We start from the raw sequence: 17,024 nt of genomic DNA, 5'->3' as shown, positions 1-17,024 counted from the left end.
GGGGCAGCAACATGACTAAGCTCTTTTCCATTCTCATCTGCATTGTATTGACACTGGGCATTATCGTATCCAGTCTGTCAAAGGTAAACGGCTCGATTGTACATGAGGGCGGTTTGCGCGACAGGGCGGTTCATTGGATAAACCAGGCCATCCCTTAGGACAAACCGGTTCCCCCGCTCATGTTTTCGGCAGTTTGTCAACCTGATCAAATCATGTAAGGAGAGTGTTTCGTATGTCCAAAATGTTTTTTATCTTCCTGGCGTGTGTCATGGTGCTTGGCATCGGCGTCAGTTCCTACGGAAACGAGCTCAGCCCATCGGCCAACCAATCGGCGGAACGCATCAACAATTCGGTCCGCTCGCTCAAATACGACACCAGAAGCGAACGGGTGCAGTTCGAAATGCAGGACGGCACTCCGTACTCCAGCAACTGATGCTCAATCTGCAGACGTTTCTCATCATCCTGGTCATGGTTGGCAGTCTGTGCGCGTTTATATGGGGGAGCGATTCCTCAAAACAGTTGTATCAAACCCAACAGGAAAGGGTGTACAGGGCAGCGACGTTCAGCTTTCATTGAACGATCGCTGACCGGCTTAGATGGTCAAGACAAAGGTATTTCTCATCTGCCTGTCTGTCATGATTGTGCTGTTTTCCGCCGTTGCGGCCAGCCACATGTACACCATGGAACGAGCGATCGCACGCAGCATTTTCGCTGATGTGCTGGATGACATGCAGGATATCGGCTATCTCGATCCGGCCCTTGCCGATTACTACCGGCAAAAGATGGCGGAGCTGGGCTGGGATGTGACGGGAGACGTGTTTGCGGGGAGCTGGCCTCAAACGGAGCAGCAGCGGGCCTTGAAGGAGCGAAACGAAATGGTCACGCTTACCCTCATCGTCCGGCCGTCCCGTGTCGCCCAATGGCTGAATCAGTTTGCGGAAGGCAATGCCGCGTTCTTGTTTACGGGCAGTCGTCCCTCCGAATACTTTGATCCGGGGTGGTAGTGTGAACAAACTCATTGCTGTGCTTGCCTTGATGGTGATCGTCCTGCCGATAACTGTTCACCTGCTGTTGAGCGGCCCCGACAACCTCCTTTCGGTCTGCACGCGGTTTTTCGGGGACCTGTTGGAAAACGTGACGCGGTTTGGGACGGGCTGATGGGACAGGTTGTGGCCGTTCTTCTCAATGTGATGGTGCTTCTTTTGGTCCCGCTAGGTATCCTGCAGGTTCATACCGTGGTGCAGACGCATAACGAATTGCTGGAGGTGAGCGCTGCCGCCGCCAAATACGTCAGCAATCACGGGGGCGGCAGCGATGCAGAAGTATTGGCTGACGTCCGTTCCTTTGTCTCGCGGGAACTGTCGGAAAAATCGTTCTTCCTGCATGACTCAGAGCTGTCCGTCAGCATCGTCAGAACGCGGGCGGCCGATCCGGTATTGTGGAGTCACGAAGATGAATTTTTACTGCAGGTGGAAATCCCCTATCCGCGCCTGACTCAACTGCTTCCTGTAGGCAGCGAAACGATGCGGGTGGAGCGGTACGGGACGATCAATATCATGGATTACGATTTATAAACCAGGTTGCGAATAAAGCTGTTTGCCCAATCGAATGGCGGTGCCCATGGGAAATAGCTGCCCGAACGGTTTGAAAAGGGAGGGGAGGCTTACGGGCATCAATGTACTGTCCATTTCGGCTCTGCTGTTATTTCTGCTGGTGGGGTTGTTTGTCGTCGACGCCGACATTGCCATGCAGAAAAAGACAGAAGTGAAAACCTTGCTGGAACTGGCCAACCATCACGCTACCTTTGCAGTCGAGCCAGTGTTGAAGACAGAGGGCGTCATTGATCTGGTCGAGGAAGAGGCGCTGCTCCGCTTTGACCAGCGCATGCGGGAGAATGGCGGCTATCGCCGGGAAGGCAGCAGCTACCTGCCGGCCGCCGACAGCGTCACTACCGATCCGCTGCGGTTTGTGCGCCATTACGTCGACTTTCGTTCCTGGCGTAAGGATCTGCAGCTCCGGCTGCGGTACGACGGAGCTGCTCTGCACCTGGAGCAGGCAATAACCGGCGCAGAGCGTCCGTCTGGCGGTCATCTGCAGATTGTGGTGGTGACCCAGCGCGGGGAGGAACTCCGGCTTGCTCCGAAGACAATGGGAGGCCCCTCTCATGTGGTCGTTGCGTACGTGGACGAGCGTCCGTTTCTGCCGTTACTGCCCGCTCACGCCTTTCCCGTCGTCAGCGTCGAGGAGCTAAAGCGGTAATGCCGGCTGGAGATATCGCGAATTTTCGACGTTTTTCTCCAAGCATCCCGTTGTTTCGGGATGCTTTTTGTGTAAAGCAAAATACCTAAAAATGTAAGCGATTCCATCAACTATTTGCTAATACTAACATTAATATTCTGTAAACAGGGAGGAATTACCCAGGCTTTGTCGAAATACGCATACAATAACGCATCCGAGAACAACTGGCTTGTACCTCAACGTGAATATCCATTCCAGAGAAGTGAGGGTTGCATATGACTGTGAGTACCTCCACTTTCCAGTCTACTCCCCGTCGCTGGCGGGAAGTCGAAAAGCAGTTGGGTATTACCGTGCCCCGCTCGTTGCGGTCCGACACGTCAACCCTGCTGTTTCTGGAAAGCGTCGCTGCAACACCCATGTTGGACAAAGAGGAAGAGCTGGACTGCCTGGTTCGCTATCAGCGTGACGGGGATTTGAGCGCCCGGGAGACGCTGGTGCGGGCCTATTTGCGCTATGTGGTCAGCACAGCCCTGCGCCATTTACAAAAGGGCATGCCGTTTATGGACTTGATCCAGGAAGGAACTATCGGCCTGTTTACTGCCATTGACAAGTTTGATGTGAACCGAGGTGTCCGTCTCTACCATTATTCCCACTGGTGGATTTCACAGGCGATCACCCGCGCGATTAACGATAAAGGTGCGCTCATCCGCATTCCCGTCCACATGCATGAGCAGATTCGGCACTATCAAAAGCAGGTGACTCACCTGGCCCACCTGCTGAACCGCACGCCGGATCGGCAGGAGATTGCCGACTGGTTGGACATTCCCGTAGAAAAAGTAGAAGCAATTGAGTATGCGCTGATGCTCAAAATGGAATCGATTGATGCTGAACTGGACGACGAACCCAACTCATTTGAACATGATGACGAATGCCTGAGCTATGCGGAGATCGTAGATGACGGAGAAGCGTCGTTGGAAGACTGGATTGAGAAGATCGATCTGCGCGTTCAAATGCGAGCCGCGCTGGAACGTCTTAGCCCGCGCGCCCAGGAGATTATCGCCATGCGCTACGGCCTGTACGACGACCATGTTTACACGCTGGAGGAAGTGGGCAGGATGTTTGGCCTCACTCGAGAGCGCATCCGTCAGATCGAGGCGACCACCATTGATCGGCTGCGCAAGCAAAAGTGTTCCCGCGTGCTCAAAGAATACCTGACGTGACAACACTTCATAATAAAGAATACGCATCCCCCTCCGTTTGCGAGGGGATTTTTTTTGCAGACACGACTTGTCCGGCTTGTTGTGATTGGGGGCGATTACTGGCCAAGCTGCTGCTTCAAAGTGTGTGACAAAGTGATGGATACCGCCCGGATGAGTCGGAAATCTGTCCATGCGCCGCGCTGCACGCTTGGCTTGAGCGGCATCGGTTTTCTTGTGGTACACTACTTCTTGCAGACGTCATGGCAAAAGGAGGATCGCTGCATGAGCGATTATTTGATACGGGCGACCGGGTATAACGGGCATGTGCGCGCATTTGCCGCCCGGACGACCGGCATTGTTGAAGAAATGAGACGCCGCCACGACATGTGGAACACGGCGACGGCGGCCGCAGGGCGGACGTTGACCGTCACGTTGATGATGGGGGCCATGCTGAAAGGAGATGAGCGGCTTTCCGTCAAAGTAAAAGGGGGCGGGCCCATTGGGCAGATTATCGCCGAGGCCAACGCCCACGGGGAAGGCATCGCTTACGTGACCAACCCGCACGTTCACTTTGAACTGAACGACAAGGGCAAACTGGATGTGGCCCGCGCGGTCGGCACCGACGGGTTTCTGTACGTGGTCAAAGACCTGGGAATGAAGGAGCCGTACAGGGGCAGTTCGCCGATTGTCTCCGGTGAAATTGGCGAGGATTTCACCTACTACTTTGTCACTTCGGAGCAAACCCCGTCTGCGGTCGGCGTGGGTGTGCTGGTCAATCCGGAAGATCGCTCCGTGCTGGCCGCCGGAGGGTTTATTCTGCAGCTCCTGCCGGGTACGCCGGACGAGGTAGTGAGCCGGATCGAAGAACGGCTGGGGCAGCTCCCGCAGGTATCCCGGATGATCGGGGAAGGTCTGACGCCGGAACAGATTCTGGAGCGCGTGTTGGACGAGCCGAAAATTCTCAGCCGGACCGACATTCAGTTTCGCTGCACCTGTTCGCCGGAAAAGGTGAGCCAGGCGTTGGTCAGCCTGGGCAAAGAGGAAATGACGGCCCTGATTGAAGAAAAGGGCGAAGCAGAGGTCCACTGTCACTTCTGCAACGAGCGCTACCACTACGATAAAGCGGCGCTGGAAGAGATCATGAAGGAGATGTAAACCAGGGTACCGCTCGTCGACCGCCTTTACCCGGTGGCGATCGTTTTGTAACGATTGCGCAAGGCGGTCGGCGCCCAGATATCTGGGCAAATGCCTCATTGACCGGCCTAGGCACACCTTGTTATAATTATGCCAATAAAACCTAGCATTTTACTAGGTTATAAAAAGGGGGATTGACACGATGCGTGTCGCCAATTCCATTACGGACCTGATCGGGTATACGCCGCTGGTGAAGCTGAATCGCGTCGTCAGCGCTGATATGGCCGACATTTACCTGAAACTGGAGTTTTTCAATCCGGGCAGCAGCGTCAAGGACCGGATTGCTCTGGCGATGATCGAAGCTGCTGAGGCGGAAGGCAAACTGAAACCGGGAGACACGATTATCGAACCAACGAGCGGCAACACCGGGATCGGCTTGGCCATGGTGGCAGCAGCCAAAGGATACCGCGCCATCCTGGTCATGCCGGAGACGATGAGCATTGAGCGGCGCAATCTGCTGCGCGCCTACGGAGCAGAGCTGGTGCTGACACCGGGCAGCGAAGGCATGGGCGGCGCCATTCGCAAGGCGGAAGAGCTGGTGAAAGAAAATCCTTCCTATTTCATGCCGCAGCAGTTCAACAACCCGGCCAACCCGAAAGTGCATCGGGAGACGACCGGTCGGGAACTCTTGGAGCAGGCAAAAGAAATCGGCGGGATCGACGCGTTTATTTCCGGTGTCGGCACCGGCGGGACGATCACAGGCGTTGGTCAACTGCTGCGTGAACATTACCCCCATGTCCACATTGTCGCCGTGGAACCGGCCGCCTCGCCCGTTTTGTCCGGCGGAAAACCGGGCCCGCACAAGATTCAGGGCATCGGAGCCGGCTTTGTACCGGCGATTCTGGACACCAATGTGTATGACGAGATCATCAAGGTAGAAAACGAGGAAGCCTTCGAAACGGCACGACGCGTTGCCCGCAACGAGGGGATTCTCGGCGGCATTTCTTCCGGTGCGGCTATTTTTGCCGCGCTGAAGGTGGCGCAGAAGCTGGGTCGGGGCAAAAAAGTAGTGGCGGTCATTCCGAGCAACGGTGAACGCTACCTGTCCACCCCGCTGTATCAGTTTGAAGAATAAGACGGAAAGAAGCGTTGGACCAAATGAAACGTCGGCTTGCGGCCGGCGTTCTTTATTTCATGCGATTCGTTCCGCGCAGCCAAAAAGTAACCGCGAAACATCCCCGGTGAATGTGATATGCTGGAGGCGAGAAAGCAGAATGACGGAGCGTGAATTGATTTGATCCTGCCATCCTTTACCGACATCGAGAAGTATGCTGGCGAGTATCCGTACGTCCCGCTTGCTGTACGCCTCGCCTGGCCGGAGAACCTGGACCCGTGGGAACTGCTCAATGCCCTGCAGCCCTCACTGGAGGGAGCGGCGCTCTTGGAGAGCGGACGAGCCGGCCGCTTTACCTATCTCACTTGGCAGCCCGTCGCGGTGATGCAGAGCAAGGACCTGCAAACCACGGTCACATTCGCTGACGGCCAAACTGAACGGATAACAGGGGAAAACCCGCTGTTTGCGCTTCGTGAGCTGCTGGCCCGCTACCGGACGCCGGTTGTGCCGGGTCTGCCCGACTTTTGCGGCGGCGCATTGGGATACCTTAGTTACGACATGAACCGTTTTTTTGAACCGACCCTGCCGCAGATCGCTGCAGACGACTTACGGCTGCCCGACCTGTATGTTATGATAGTGCAAGACCTTCTTGTCTTTGATCATGCGACGCGGGAATGTTACTGCCTGACGCACCTGCCGACGAGCGGATTGACGGAAGATTCGTACCGCGACGCGGCGGAGCTCCTGTCACAGCGGGCCCGAGAGCTTACATCCCTGACCCGGGACGCACAGGCGGACGATACCGACTGGGACGCGCTGCGCAAGCGGCCGCTGGAGTCGGCCACCCCGGCCCAGGTGTCATTTGGCCAGGAACAGTTTGTAGAGGCGGTGCGCCGCGTGCAGGCGTACATTGCCCAAGGGGACGTGTTTCAGGTGAACCTCTCGGTGCGGCAGAGCAAGCCGATGCGGGTGATGCCAGCCGACGTCTACAGCGTGCTGCGCAAGCTAAACCCGTCGCCGTACATGGGCTACCTGCACTTCCCCGAGTTTCAACTGGTCAGCGGTTCGCCGGAGCTGCTCATCAAGGTAAAGGGCGGCGCAGTCAGCACACGGCCGATCGCCGGCACGCGCCCGCGGGGAAGAAACGACGCGGAAGACGAGGCACTGGTGCGCGAACTGGTGGAGAACGAAAAAGAGCGGGCGGAACACGTCATGCTGGTCGATCTGGAGCGCAACGACCTCGGCCGTGTATGCCGGTACGGCAGCGTGCGGGTGAGCGAGTTCATGGTAGTGGAAAAGTACTCCCACGTCATGCATATCGTCTCCCATGTGGAAGGAGAGTTGGCGGAGGGGAAAGACGCGTTTGACGCGGTCGCGGCTGCATTTCCCGGCGGGACGATCACCGGTGCGCCCAAAGTGCGGACGATGGAGATCATCGAGGAGCTGGAACCGGTCAAACGGGGTGTCTACACCGGGTCGATTGGCTGGTTCGGGTTTAATGGCGACGTGGAAGTCAACATCGCCATCCGCACCATGGTGGTCAAGGACGGCATGGCCCACGTGCAGGCGGGGGCGGGCATCGTCATCGACTCCCGTCCCGAGGCAGAGTATGTCGAGTCGCTGAAAAAGGCGGAAGCGTTGTGGAAAGCATTGGAGTTGAGTGAGCAGAGAAAGGCGAGTCGAGAGGAGTTGAGCGTATGATTTTGATGATTGACAACTACGATTCCTTTACCTACAACCTGGTGCAGTACGTGGGGGAGCTGGGCGAGGAGCTGCGGGTCGTCCGCAACGACAAGATTACGCTGGAGGAGATTGAGCGCCTCGCGCCGGACTACCTGATGATTTCGCCGGGGCCGTGCACGCCCAATGAGGCGGGCATCAGCATGGAGGCCATCCGTTATTTCGCCGGCAAAATTCCGATGCTGGGCGTATGTCTGGGCCATCAGTCGATCGGTCAGGTGTTCGGCGGCAAGGTGGTGCGTGCCGAGCGGCTGATGCATGGCAAGACGTCCGAGGTGTATCACGACGGCCAGACGATTTTTCGCGGCATTCCCTCTCCATTTACGGCGGCGCGCTACCACTCGCTGATTTTGGAGGAGGCGAGCCTGCCCGACGTGCTGGAAGTGACCGCGCGTACGGAGGAAGGGGAGATCATGGCCGTGCGCCATCGCCATTACCCGATCGAAGGCGTGCAGTTTCACCCCGAATCGATCATTACCCAGTACGGCAAACAGCTACTGCAAAACTTCCTGGATACGTATGCGAAACAAGCAGCAGGATAACGATAATGTGAAAGCGCTCGATGCACTCGGGCGCTTTTTTATTCAATAGACCAAAGATTAACACAACATTTATCCGGAATTAACCGAATGTCGACGATTCGCTTGTACAATCGACGTAACAGATGCGTAACGTAAAGGAGCGAATGTGCAATGGACGTGAACCGTCGACAGTTTTTGACATATCTCGGCGCTGGTGCGGCAGCGCTGGCTTCTCTGGCGACCGGCATACCGGCGCTGGCAGCGGGTGAATCGCTCTCCGGAAAAACGGCCGACCACCTGTTCGGGCTGGAGGTAAAAAAGCACAAGTTTTCCCCAAAGTTCAAACCGATCCGGCCAACCACCAAGGACGATGTAGTGCTGCCCGAAGGATTTCGATACGACGTCGTGGCTGTCTACGGTGACAGAATCAACAAGGCAGGCGACACGTTTGGCTTCAACGCTGACTTCACCTGTTTCCTCCCGATTGACGGCAGGTCGGACCACGGCCTCCTGTGGGTAAATCACGAGTATCTGGGCGAACTGGAATACTACGTCACCGGCTATGACGCGCTTAACGCCGATCCAAAACAGAACCGGCGAACGGCGGAGCAAATCCGGAAGTACCTGTATGCGCTGGGCGGGTCGGTGATCGAAGTGAAAAAGGAAAACGGCAGGTGGAAGCTGGTCAGCGACTCCGCCTACGGTTGCCGCGTCAGCGGTTTGACCAAACACGTGTTGACCGGCCCGGCCGCGTCCATCGCCAAGGAAGTGACCGGCACGTTTGCAAACTGCTCCGGCGGTGTGACGCTGTGGAACACCATCCTCTCCTGCGAAGAAAACTTCCAGGACGTGGTGAACGACTGCAAGTTGCCGGACAGCCGCCACTACGGCTGGGTGGTGGAGGTGGATCCGTTTGATCCGGCATCCACGCCGAAAAAGCATACCGCCCTGGGCCGTTTTTCCCATGAAAATACGGCCATGGTGATCGCGCCGACGGGACAGCTGGTCGTCTACATGGGTGACGACGCCAACGACCAGTACGTGTACAAATACGTCTCCAAAGGCAAATACGACCCGAAAGCGGGCAAACAAAACTCCAAGCTGCTGGAAGAAGGTACGCTGTACGTGGCCAACTTCGGCAAGGGCGCCTGGATTGCGCTGGACTATGCCTCCAACGAGGTGCTGCAGCAGGCGACCGACAGCGCGGGCAAACCGCTGTTTTCCTCCCAGGCCGACGTGTTGGTCAACTGCCGCGATGCGGCCAAAGCCGTAGGGGCCACCCCGATGGACCGGCCGGAAGACGTCGAGGTTCATCCGATCGACGGCAGCGTTTTTATCGCCATGACGAACAACGCAAAGCACGGCAACTTCTACGGCCAGATCGTCCGCCTGTTTGAACAGGACGGCAATCATGCCGGCACCGCATTTACCTTTGAAATCTTTGCCGCCGGCGGTCCGCAGAGCGGGTTTGCGGCACCGGACAACATGGCGTTTGACAGCGCAGGCAACCTCTGGGTGGTGACCGACATTTCGTCATCGTCCATGAACAGCGGCATCTACACGCCATTCGGCAACAACGGCGTCTACTTGATCCCGACCTCCGGAGACCACAAAGGGGAAGCGGTGCAGTTTGCATCTGCACCGGTCGGCGCGGAGATGACCGGCCCGTGGTTTACCCCGGACGAAAAGACGTTGTTCCTGTCCGTGCAGCATCCGGGGGAAAACCTGACGTCCTACGACCGGCCGACCAGCCACTGGCCGAAAGGCGGCAGCTCGGTAGCTCTGCCTGGCGTCATTGCCATCACCGGCTTTTAATCTGCGAGGGAGTGTAGCCTGACATGTTATCCAGCATTGGTATCCCCGGGCTTATCTTGATTCTGATTATCGCCCTGGTCATCTTTGGACCGAGCAAGCTGCCGGAGATCGGCCGCGCCTTTGGCCGGACGTTGACGGAGTTCAAGTTGGCGGCCAGGGAACTGACCAACGACGACGAGGAAAAGAAAATACAAGGGCTGGATGTCTCCGTAAAAAACGGGGAGAAGCGTTGAAGCCAATCAACAGCCATCCGGCAGAAAAAGGCGGTGCGTCCCGTGCGTACTGCCTTTTTTTTGTAGGGATTACCATGTCGCCATCCCCGATGATGCACCGTACACGGTGCGCGGAAAGAGCGCTGAGGCAGGACGTAATGTGGTATGATGAACTCGAATACCGATTGTCGGGAGCGAGCGCGAAATGCATATCTACGTAAACGGAACAATCATGCCTGCGGAACAGGCGTCGGTGTCCGTCCTGGATCACGGTTTCCTGTACGGAATTGGCCTGTTTGAAACGGTGCGCGTCTACCAGCGCCGCCTCTTTCTGTGGGACGACCATTACGCCCGGCTCAGTTCGGGGCTGTTGGCGCTGCGCATCAAAGCGCCGTGGACGGCGGAGGAATTGGCTGACGCGATCCTGCGGACGGCGGATGCCAACGGGCTGGCCGACGCGTATGTGCGGCTCAGCGTGACAGCCGGGCCGGAGGGAGTCGGCCTGGCGTCGGATGAGTATGTGAGGCCGTCGCTCTTCATCTTTGCAAAAGAAGTGCCGCCCCTGACGGAACCGCCCCGGCCCAAGAAACTGCAAACGCTGTCCGTACCGCGCCAGACGGCGGAGGGTCATCAGCGGTTCAAATCGCACAACTATATAAACAACGCGCTGGCCCGTCTGGAATTGGGAGCACAGCCGGACGTGGAAGGGTTGTTTTTGACACGGGAAGGCTATGTGGCAGAGGGCATCGTCAGCAACCTGTTTTGGGTGACCAACGGCCACTTGTACACGCCTTCCACGGACACAGGCATTCTCGACGGCGTGACCCGGCGCCATGTGCTGAAACTGGCGCAAAAGCTCGGCATCCCCGCCCAAGAGGGATGGTACCGGCCGGATGCGCTGGTGCAGGCGGACGAAGTGTTTGTCACCAACTCGGTGCAGGAGGTCGTGCCGGTGAGCACAATCGACGGCCGACCGGTGCCGGCTTCGTACGGGGAATACACCCGTGCTTTGCGCCGCGCCTACCGCGAATCGGTAGCGTCCGGTAGGTAAGTATGGTATGCTATCAATCAACATGCCACCTTGTCATTGACAACTGAAGGGGAGCTAGGCAGATGAAGCACAATCCATTTGTGATACACGGCCGGAGCCGGGCCGGACTGGCGACGGAACTGTCTGACCGAAACGTGTGCGAGTCCGACCTGGAGCGGCTGGCCGTAGCGGGAGAACCGCTGTTGATCCACCTGGAACGTCTGTCGCCGGCAGCTGCACGACTGCTGCGGACAAGCGTACAGGCGTGCGGAGGCGATGCAGTCGTCCTCGACAATCCGGCTTCGTCCGGAGTGGCCGACATTCTGATCCAGGCGACACAAGGTCAGCTGGAGGGCTTGCTGCACCGGCTGCCGGATCAGGAAGGAAGCCTGCTGGAAGCGGCACAGGAAGTGTTGGAGCTATTGACCATGCGTCGGCAGCTTCGGCAGCGACGGGGGCTGGTCTGCGGCCGTTATGTGCTGCCGTTGGGACAGCGGACCCTGGTGATGGGGATTTTGAATGTGACGCCCGACTCCTTTTCCGACGGCGGCCGGTACGTGGACCTGGATCAGGCGGTTGCCCGGGCCCGCGCGATGGTGGAAGCGGGAGCGGACATCATCGACATCGGCGGAGAGTCGACGCGCCCCGGTGCTGTGGAAGTAGGACTGGAGGAAGAGTTGGAGCGCGTCATGCCGGTCATCCGCGCGCTGGTGGAGGAAGTGCAGGTCCCGCTGTCCATTGACACCTACAAGTCTGAAGTGGCGGAGCAGGCAATCAAAGCCGGCGCCCACATCATCAACGACGTCTGGGGAGCTAAACGGGACCGGCGAATCGCCCAGGTTGCCGCGCGCTACGATGCTCCGATCATTTTGATGCACAACCGGGAAGACATGGCCTACTCCCGCTTCTTTTGCGACATGGTGCGCGATCTGCGGGAATCGGTCCGCATCGCGCGGGAGGCTGGTGTCCGCGACGAGCAGATCATCCTCGATCCGGGGATCGGGTTTGCCAAAACGCTGGACCAAAATTTGGAGGCGATGCGCCGCCTGGACGATCTGGTCGCGCTCGGCTATCCGGTGCTGCTCGGCACGTCGCGCAAATCGATGATTGGCAAGGTGCTCGACCTGCCGGTGCATGACCGAATGGAGGGTACGGCTGCCACCGTCGCCCTGGGCGTAGCGAAGGGCTGCCACATCGTCCGGGTGCACGACGTCAAGGAAATGAAGCGGGTCGTCACAATGATGGACGCGATGTGCAAGGGAGGCCTCCCTGTTGGATAAAATCTACTTTAACCGCATGTCATTTTACGGCTATCACGGCGTTTTCGAAGCAGAGGCCCAGCTCGGGCAGCGTTTTTACGTGGATCTGGTGCTGGCGTTGGACTTGTCCCGCGCCGGAGCCAGCGACGATCTAAACGATACGGTCAATTACGCCGATATCTTTGATTGTGTTCGAAAAATCGTCGAAACAGAGCGATACAACCTGGTGGAAGCGTTGACGGCCCGCATTGCCGGCCAACTGTTGCAGTCATTCCCGATCGCGGAAGTGACGGTGAAGGTGACGAAACCCAACCCGCCCATCAACGGCCAATACGACTCGGTTGCCATCGAGATGACGCGCAGAAGAGAGGACATGAACGTATGACGGTACGGTCGTATCTCGCCCTTGGTTCCAACTTGGGGGACCGGGCGGACAACTTACGGCAGGCAGTGCAAAAGCTAAACGAACGGAAGGGCATCCGCGTCGTGCGGATCTCATCCGTCTATGAAACCGATCCGGTCGGGTACGTGGAGCAGGACGCGTTCCTGAACATGGCGATCGCGGTGGAAACGGATCTGTCCCCGGAAAAACTGCTGGAGGAAGCGCTGGCAGTGGAACAGGAACTGGGACGTGTGCGCACCGTCCGCTGGGGGCCGCGCACGATCGACATCGACGTGCTGCTGTACGGCGGCCAAGCGGTGAGGCAGGAACACCTGGTCATTCCCCATCCGGAGATGGCTGATCGGGCATTTGTTCTGATTCCGCTTCGTGACGTCTGGGAGGGAGGACCGCTTCCCGTATTCGGCCGGACCGTCGATGACCTTCTCCGGTTGTTGCCGCAGGATGACAAGGGGGTACGAAAGTGGGGAACAATCGATTGGGCAATCGCATACGGTCATTCCGGAAGTTGAAGGGGTACACGCAGCAGACCCTGGCTGACAAGATGGGCGTGTCCCTGTCGTTTGTCGGTTCACTGGAGAGGGGCACCCGCACGCCGACCGAACCGGTGCTGCGCAAAATCGCCAGCACTTTACAGGTGGACTACGAAGAATTATGTGCTATAAATAGTAAATGACCTTTCAGCTGGGTCAGACGCTCTCCGCATCGCCCGCCCGCGCATGTATCAGCGCAGAGGTCACTTGTACCTTGCGGGAAAAGGAGGTTGTGTATAAATGAAAATCGGTAACATCGAGTTGAAAAACAACGTCGTTCTTGCGCCGATGGCAGGGGTGTGCAATCCCGCTTTCCGCTTGATCGCCAAGGAGTTTGGCACCGGTTTGGTCTGTGCCGAAATGGTCAGCGACAAGGGAATCGTGCACGGCAACAAGAAGACGATGGATATGCTGTTTGTTGACGAACGGGAAAAGCCGTTGAGCCTGCAGATTTTTGGCGGAGACAAGGAAACGCTGGTCGAAGCGGCGAAGTATGTTGACAAGAACACCAACGCGGACATCATCGACATTAACATGGGCTGTCCCGTTCCCAAGATCGTGAATTGTGATGCCGGCGCCCGGCTGCTGCTGGACCCGAACAAGATATACGAAGTCGTTTCGGCCGTTGTCGATGTCGTGGACAAACCGGTTACGGTCAAAATGCGTCTGGGCTGGGATGACGAGCATCTGTACGCGATTGAAAACGCCCAGGCGGTGGAGCGTGCCGGTGCCCAGGCGATTGCCGTCCACGGTCGCACCCGCGTGCAGATGTACAAGGGCAAGGCTGATTGGAACTGGATTCGCCGCGTCAAGGAAGCGGTCTCCATTCCCGTGATTGGCAACGGCGACGTCGCGACGCCGGAAGACGCGCGCCGCATGCTGGACATGACCGGCTGTGACGGCGTGATGATCGGCCGAGCCGCTTTGGGCAACCCGTGGATGCTGTACCGCACTGTTCAGTACCTGACCAAAGGGGTGCTGCCGCCGGAGCCGACAGCCCGCGAAAAAGTGGAGATTTGCCTGCTGCACGCTCAGCGGCTGATCGCCTTGAAGGGGCCGCGCGTCGGCATCCTGGAGATGCGCAAGCACGCAGCCTGGTATCTGAAAGGGCTGAAAGGGGCCACCCATGCCAAAAACCTGATCAATGCCGTGGAGACGGAGGAAGAGCTGCGCCGCATCCTGTTGGACTACGTCGAATGGGTGGAAAACCACGCCGACGATCTCGACGAAGCAGACGTTTTCGTGCCGGATGAAGCCGTCAGCTCGTAACATCCCAGACATTGACAAGGGTTCCTTCATATCCTATAATACACCGTATTATCAGGACTCAAGCTGCCAGTTCACCCTGGCAGCTTTCCCTATGAAGCCTTATGTCATGCACGATCGAACTGTATATTGTATAGAACATCTACATATAATTCTTTGTACTTTACCAGGTGCGAAGGAATTATCTGTAAACGGGGGAATTGAACCATGTCGGAAAAAGAAGTAATTCTTACACCAGAAGGTTTGGCGAAACTGGAACAAGAGCTGGAGGATTTGAAAACGGTTAAACGCAAAGAGGTAGCGGCGCGGATCAAGGAAGCGATCAGCTATGGCGATATCAGCGAGAACTCTGAGTACGAAGAGGCGAAAAACGAGCAGGCCTTTATCGAAGGGCGCATTCTCACGCTGGAAAAAATGCTGCGCAACGCCCGCATCATCACCAACGAAGATGTGGATACCGGAGTGGTGAGCGTCGGTTCCACCGTCAAACTGAAAGACCTGGAGTTTGGCGACATCGTCGAATACACCATCGTCGGGTCCGCCGAATCCGATCCGATGAACAACAAGATCTCCAACGAATCCCCGGTGGGCCAGGCACTGCTGGGCAAGGCCAAAGGAGCGATCGTCGACGTACAGGTGCCGGCCGGCACCATTCAATATGAGATTCTCGACATTAACTTGTAATTCAGTACCACAAGGCGTACCTTAGAAAAAGGGTACGCCGTATCGCTATTTTCCGCACGCCCGTTTTCCGATTGATTTTTTTCGAGGAGTGAACATAGGAATGAACAACGAGCAAGACCTGCAGCAAGCAGAACAGCAACAGGAAAGCCTTCACGAGTTGCTGCAAGTGCGTCACGACAAGATGAACCAACTGCGCGAATGGGGCATTGATCCGTTCGGCAAAAAATTTGAACAAACCCATCACGCAGCCGACATCGTCAACCGTTTCGGCGGCAAAACCAAGGAAGAGCTGGAAGCGGAAGGACATGTCGTCACGATAGCTGGCCGTCTGATGGCCAAACGGGAGATGGGCAAGGCCAGCTTTGCCCAATTGCTGGACCGTTCCGGCCAGATCCAAATCTACGTGCGGCTGGACACAGTGGGCGAAGAATCCTACAAGGTGTTTGAGCTGTGCGACATCGGTGATTTGATCGGGGTCAACGGCGTTGTATTTAAAACCAAGACGGGCGAACTGAGCGTCAAGGTAAAGGAGCTTACCTTTCTGACCAAGTCGCTTCGCCCGCTGCCAGAAAAGTATCACGGTCTGAAAGATATTGAGACCCGCTATCGCAAACGCTACGTGGATCTGATTGTCAATCCGGAAGTGCGCGATACATTCATCACGCGCAGCCGCATCTTGACTTCGATGCGCCGGTATTTGGACAACCTCGGGTTCCTCGAAGTGGAGACGCCCACTCTTCACGCCATCGCCGGCGGTGCAGCAGCCCGTCCGTTCATCACGCACCACAACGCACTGGACATGCAGCTGTACATGCGGATCGCCATCGAGCTTCACCTGAAGCGGTTGATCGTCGGCGGTCTGGAAAAGGTGTACGAAATTGGCCGCGTTTACCGCAACGAGGGGATTTCCACCCGCCACAATCCCGAGTTCACGATGATTGAGCTGTATCAGGCGTATGCCGATTTTGAAGACATCATGAAGCTAACCGAAGAGATGATCGCACACATCGCCCAGGAGGTGCTGGGGACCACCAAGATTCACTACCAGGGTCATGAGGTGGACCTGACGCCGAAGTGGCGCCGCGTGCACATGGTCGACCTGATCAAGGAACACGTCGGGGTAGACTTCTGGAAGGAAATGAGCGACGACGAAGCGCGTGCGCTCGCCAAGGAACATGGAGTGGCCGTGGAGCCGCATCATACCTTTGGCCACGTGGTCAACGAGTTCTTTGAACAAAAAGTAGAGGACAAGCTGATTCAGCCTACGTTTGTCTATGGTCATCCGGTGGCAATTTCCCCGTTGGCCAAGAAAAACGAGCAGGACCCGCGCTTTACGGATCGCTTTGAGCTGTTTATCGTGGCCCGTGAACACGCCAACGCGTTTACCGAATTGAACGATCCGATCGACCAGCGCGAACGTTTTGAGGCTCAACTGCTGGAGAAGGCGGCCGGAAACGACGAAGCGCACGAAATGGACGAGGACTTCATCGAAGCGCTGGAGTACGGCATGCCGCCAACCGGGGGATTGGGTATCGGCATTGACCGTCTGGTGATGCTGCTGACCAACTCGCCGTCCATTCGCGATGTGCTGCTATTCCCGCATATGCGTGCTCGCGACTAGAGACCAGAAAAACCGTCCGGGAAGTGCCGGGCGGTTTTTCCATTTTTTTCACTTGCACGCGAGCAGGTTTGGTGGTATATTACTTTTCGTTCTCTTCTGAAGCGAAGGGATGCACCAAAACAAAAAATACCACTTGTCATTCATGATAGAATGTGGTAGATTAACAAAGTCGCTGTTTGACAAGGTAACGCGAATGACGATGCGAAAAAACTTGTTGACAACGACTGGGCAACTTGATATAATGAAGAAGTTGTTGAA

Annotated in this window: 21 protein-coding genes; all 21 read left to right on the top strand. The window is 56.9% G+C overall.

Features of this window, described 5'->3' with window-relative positions; translation table 11 throughout:
* Positions 1 to 11: 11 nt before the first annotated feature.
* The 21 genes from KDN35_RS09285 to lysS all read left to right on the top strand — a co-directional run bounded on the left by KDN35_RS09285 (position 12) and on the right by lysS (position 16,766).
* Complete coding sequence (locus tag KDN35_RS09285) at positions 12 to 158, top strand: hypothetical protein (RefSeq protein WP_212132597.1); 147 nt, start codon at positions 12 to 14, stop codon at positions 156 to 158.
* Between the two features lie 74 nt (positions 159 to 232).
* A complete protein-coding gene (locus KDN35_RS09280) occupies positions 233 to 433 on the top strand; it encodes a hypothetical protein (RefSeq protein ID WP_171567251.1) in 201 nt (66 codons plus the stop codon).
* A 163-nt stretch (positions 434 to 596) separates the two neighbouring features.
* On the top strand, positions 597 to 1,004 hold the full coding sequence (locus KDN35_RS09275; protein WP_212132596.1) for a hypothetical protein: 408 nt from the start codon (positions 597 to 599) through the stop codon (positions 1,002 to 1,004).
* Position 1,005: 1 nt separating this feature from the next.
* Complete coding sequence (locus tag KDN35_RS09270) at positions 1,006 to 1,158, top strand: hypothetical protein (RefSeq protein WP_212132595.1); 153 nt, start codon at positions 1,006 to 1,008, stop codon at positions 1,156 to 1,158.
* Complete coding sequence (locus KDN35_RS09265) at positions 1,158 to 1,574, top strand: hypothetical protein (RefSeq protein ID WP_171567254.1); 417 nt, start codon at positions 1,158 to 1,160, stop codon at positions 1,572 to 1,574. Before KDN35_RS09270 ends, KDN35_RS09265 begins: the two co-directional genes overlap by 1 nt.
* A gap of 121 nt (positions 1,575 to 1,695) precedes the next feature.
* A complete protein-coding gene (locus KDN35_RS09260) occupies positions 1,696 to 2,259 on the top strand; it encodes a hypothetical protein (RefSeq protein ID WP_212132634.1) in 564 nt (187 codons plus the stop codon).
* Positions 2,260 to 2,513: 254 nt separating this feature from the next.
* On the top strand, positions 2,514 to 3,458 hold the full coding sequence (locus tag KDN35_RS09255; protein ID WP_171567255.1) for a sigma-70 family RNA polymerase sigma factor: 945 nt from the start codon (positions 2,514 to 2,516) through the stop codon (positions 3,456 to 3,458).
* Between the two features lie 261 nt (positions 3,459 to 3,719).
* Entirely contained in the window at positions 3,720 to 4,592 is an 873-nt protein-coding gene (gene hslO / locus KDN35_RS09250; RefSeq protein WP_212132594.1) for an Hsp33 family molecular chaperone HslO, read from the top strand.
* A gap of 181 nt (positions 4,593 to 4,773) precedes the next feature.
* A complete protein-coding gene (gene cysK / locus KDN35_RS09245) occupies positions 4,774 to 5,706 on the top strand; it encodes a cysteine synthase A (RefSeq protein WP_171567567.1) in 933 nt (310 codons plus the stop codon).
* A gap of 162 nt (positions 5,707 to 5,868) precedes the next feature.
* Positions 5,869 to 7,386 carry an anthranilate synthase component I family protein gene (locus KDN35_RS09240; protein WP_212132633.1) on the top strand — a complete coding sequence of 506 codons (1,518 nt, stop codon included), beginning with the start codon at positions 5,869 to 5,871 and terminating at the stop codon, positions 7,384 to 7,386.
* Positions 7,383 to 7,967, top strand: coding sequence for an aminodeoxychorismate/anthranilate synthase component II (pabA, locus tag KDN35_RS09235; protein ID WP_171567566.1), 585 nt, complete (start codon positions 7,383 to 7,385; stop codon positions 7,965 to 7,967). The genes KDN35_RS09240 and pabA overlap by 4 nt, the downstream gene beginning before the upstream one ends.
* A gap of 150 nt (positions 7,968 to 8,117) precedes the next feature.
* Entirely contained in the window at positions 8,118 to 9,761 is a 1,644-nt protein-coding gene (locus tag KDN35_RS09230) for a PhoX family protein (RefSeq protein WP_212132593.1), read from the top strand.
* Positions 9,762 to 9,784: 23 nt separating this feature from the next.
* On the top strand, positions 9,785 to 9,994 hold the full coding sequence (gene tatA / locus KDN35_RS09225) for a twin-arginine translocase TatA/TatE family subunit (protein ID WP_171567564.1): 210 nt from the start codon (positions 9,785 to 9,787) through the stop codon (positions 9,992 to 9,994).
* A gap of 184 nt (positions 9,995 to 10,178) precedes the next feature.
* Positions 10,179 to 11,024, top strand: a complete 846-nt coding sequence (gene pabC / locus KDN35_RS09220; protein ID WP_171567563.1) for an aminodeoxychorismate lyase — start codon at positions 10,179 to 10,181, stop codon at positions 11,022 to 11,024.
* Between the two features lie 407 nt (positions 11,025 to 11,431).
* Positions 11,432 to 12,283: a dihydropteroate synthase gene (folP, locus tag KDN35_RS09215; protein ID WP_311838091.1), complete on the top strand. Its 852-nt coding sequence runs from the start codon at positions 11,432 to 11,434 to the stop codon at positions 12,281 to 12,283.
* Complete coding sequence (folB, locus tag KDN35_RS09210; RefSeq protein ID WP_171567561.1) at positions 12,276 to 12,647, top strand: dihydroneopterin aldolase; 372 nt, start codon at positions 12,276 to 12,278, stop codon at positions 12,645 to 12,647. Before folP ends, folB begins: the two co-directional genes overlap by 8 nt.
* Positions 12,644 to 13,174: a 2-amino-4-hydroxy-6-hydroxymethyldihydropteridine diphosphokinase gene (folK, locus tag KDN35_RS09205; protein ID WP_171567560.1), complete on the top strand. Its 531-nt coding sequence runs from the start codon at positions 12,644 to 12,646 to the stop codon at positions 13,172 to 13,174. The genes folB and folK overlap by 4 nt, the downstream gene beginning before the upstream one ends.
* Positions 13,126 to 13,338 (top strand): helix-turn-helix domain-containing protein, encoded by a 213-nt coding sequence (locus tag KDN35_RS09200; protein WP_171567559.1) that lies wholly within the window; start codon positions 13,126 to 13,128, stop codon positions 13,336 to 13,338. The genes folK and KDN35_RS09200 overlap by 49 nt, the downstream gene beginning before the upstream one ends.
* A gap of 97 nt (positions 13,339 to 13,435) precedes the next feature.
* Positions 13,436 to 14,464 carry a tRNA dihydrouridine synthase DusB gene (gene dusB, locus KDN35_RS09195; protein WP_212132591.1) on the top strand — a complete coding sequence of 343 codons (1,029 nt, stop codon included), beginning with the start codon at positions 13,436 to 13,438 and terminating at the stop codon, positions 14,462 to 14,464.
* 204 nt (positions 14,465 to 14,668) lie between these two features.
* Positions 14,669 to 15,145, top strand: a complete 477-nt coding sequence (greA, locus tag KDN35_RS09190) for a transcription elongation factor GreA (RefSeq protein ID WP_171567557.1) — start codon at positions 14,669 to 14,671, stop codon at positions 15,143 to 15,145.
* A gap of 100 nt (positions 15,146 to 15,245) precedes the next feature.
* Positions 15,246 to 16,766: a lysine--tRNA ligase gene (lysS, locus tag KDN35_RS09185; RefSeq protein WP_212132590.1), complete on the top strand. Its 1,521-nt coding sequence runs from the start codon at positions 15,246 to 15,248 to the stop codon at positions 16,764 to 16,766.
* The last annotated feature ends 258 nt before the right edge of the window (positions 16,767 to 17,024 follow it).

This window comes from Brevibacillus sp. NL20B1 (assembly GCF_018195675.1).
In the GTDB taxonomy this organism is placed as follows: domain Bacteria; phylum Bacillota; class Bacilli; order Brevibacillales; family Brevibacillaceae; genus Brevibacillus; species Brevibacillus aydinogluensis.
This window is presented reverse-complemented; position numbering and strand designations above follow the sequence as displayed.

Coding starts and splice junctions, on each gene's coding strand:
- KDN35_RS09285 (WP_212132597.1), top strand. CDS start 12: ATGACTAAGCTCTTTTCCATTCTCATCTGCATTGTATTGACACTGGGC.
- KDN35_RS09280 (WP_171567251.1), top strand. CDS start 233: ATGTCCAAAATGTTTTTTATCTTCCTGGCGTGTGTCATGGTGCTTGGC.
- KDN35_RS09275 (WP_212132596.1), top strand. CDS start 597: ATGGTCAAGACAAAGGTATTTCTCATCTGCCTGTCTGTCATGATTGTG.
- KDN35_RS09265 (WP_171567254.1), top strand. CDS start 1,158: ATGGGACAGGTTGTGGCCGTTCTTCTCAATGTGATGGTGCTTCTTTTG.
- KDN35_RS09255 (WP_171567255.1), top strand. CDS start 2,514: ATGACTGTGAGTACCTCCACTTTCCAGTCTACTCCCCGTCGCTGGCGG.
- hslO (WP_212132594.1), top strand. CDS start 3,720: ATGAGCGATTATTTGATACGGGCGACCGGGTATAACGGGCATGTGCGC.
- cysK (WP_171567567.1), top strand. CDS start 4,774: ATGCGTGTCGCCAATTCCATTACGGACCTGATCGGGTATACGCCGCTG.
- pabA (WP_171567566.1), top strand. CDS start 7,383: ATGATTTTGATGATTGACAACTACGATTCCTTTACCTACAACCTGGTG.
- KDN35_RS09230 (WP_212132593.1), top strand. CDS start 8,118: ATGGACGTGAACCGTCGACAGTTTTTGACATATCTCGGCGCTGGTGCG.
- tatA (WP_171567564.1), top strand. CDS start 9,785: ATGTTATCCAGCATTGGTATCCCCGGGCTTATCTTGATTCTGATTATC.
- pabC (WP_171567563.1), top strand. CDS start 10,179: ATGCATATCTACGTAAACGGAACAATCATGCCTGCGGAACAGGCGTCG.
- folP (WP_311838091.1), top strand. CDS start 11,432: ATGCGTCGGCAGCTTCGGCAGCGACGGGGGCTGGTCTGCGGCCGTTAT.
- folK (WP_171567560.1), top strand. CDS start 12,644: ATGACGGTACGGTCGTATCTCGCCCTTGGTTCCAACTTGGGGGACCGG.
- dusB (WP_212132591.1), top strand. CDS start 13,436: ATGAAAATCGGTAACATCGAGTTGAAAAACAACGTCGTTCTTGCGCCG.
- greA (WP_171567557.1), top strand. CDS start 14,669: ATGTCGGAAAAAGAAGTAATTCTTACACCAGAAGGTTTGGCGAAACTG.
- lysS (WP_212132590.1), top strand. CDS start 15,246: ATGAACAACGAGCAAGACCTGCAGCAAGCAGAACAGCAACAGGAAAGC.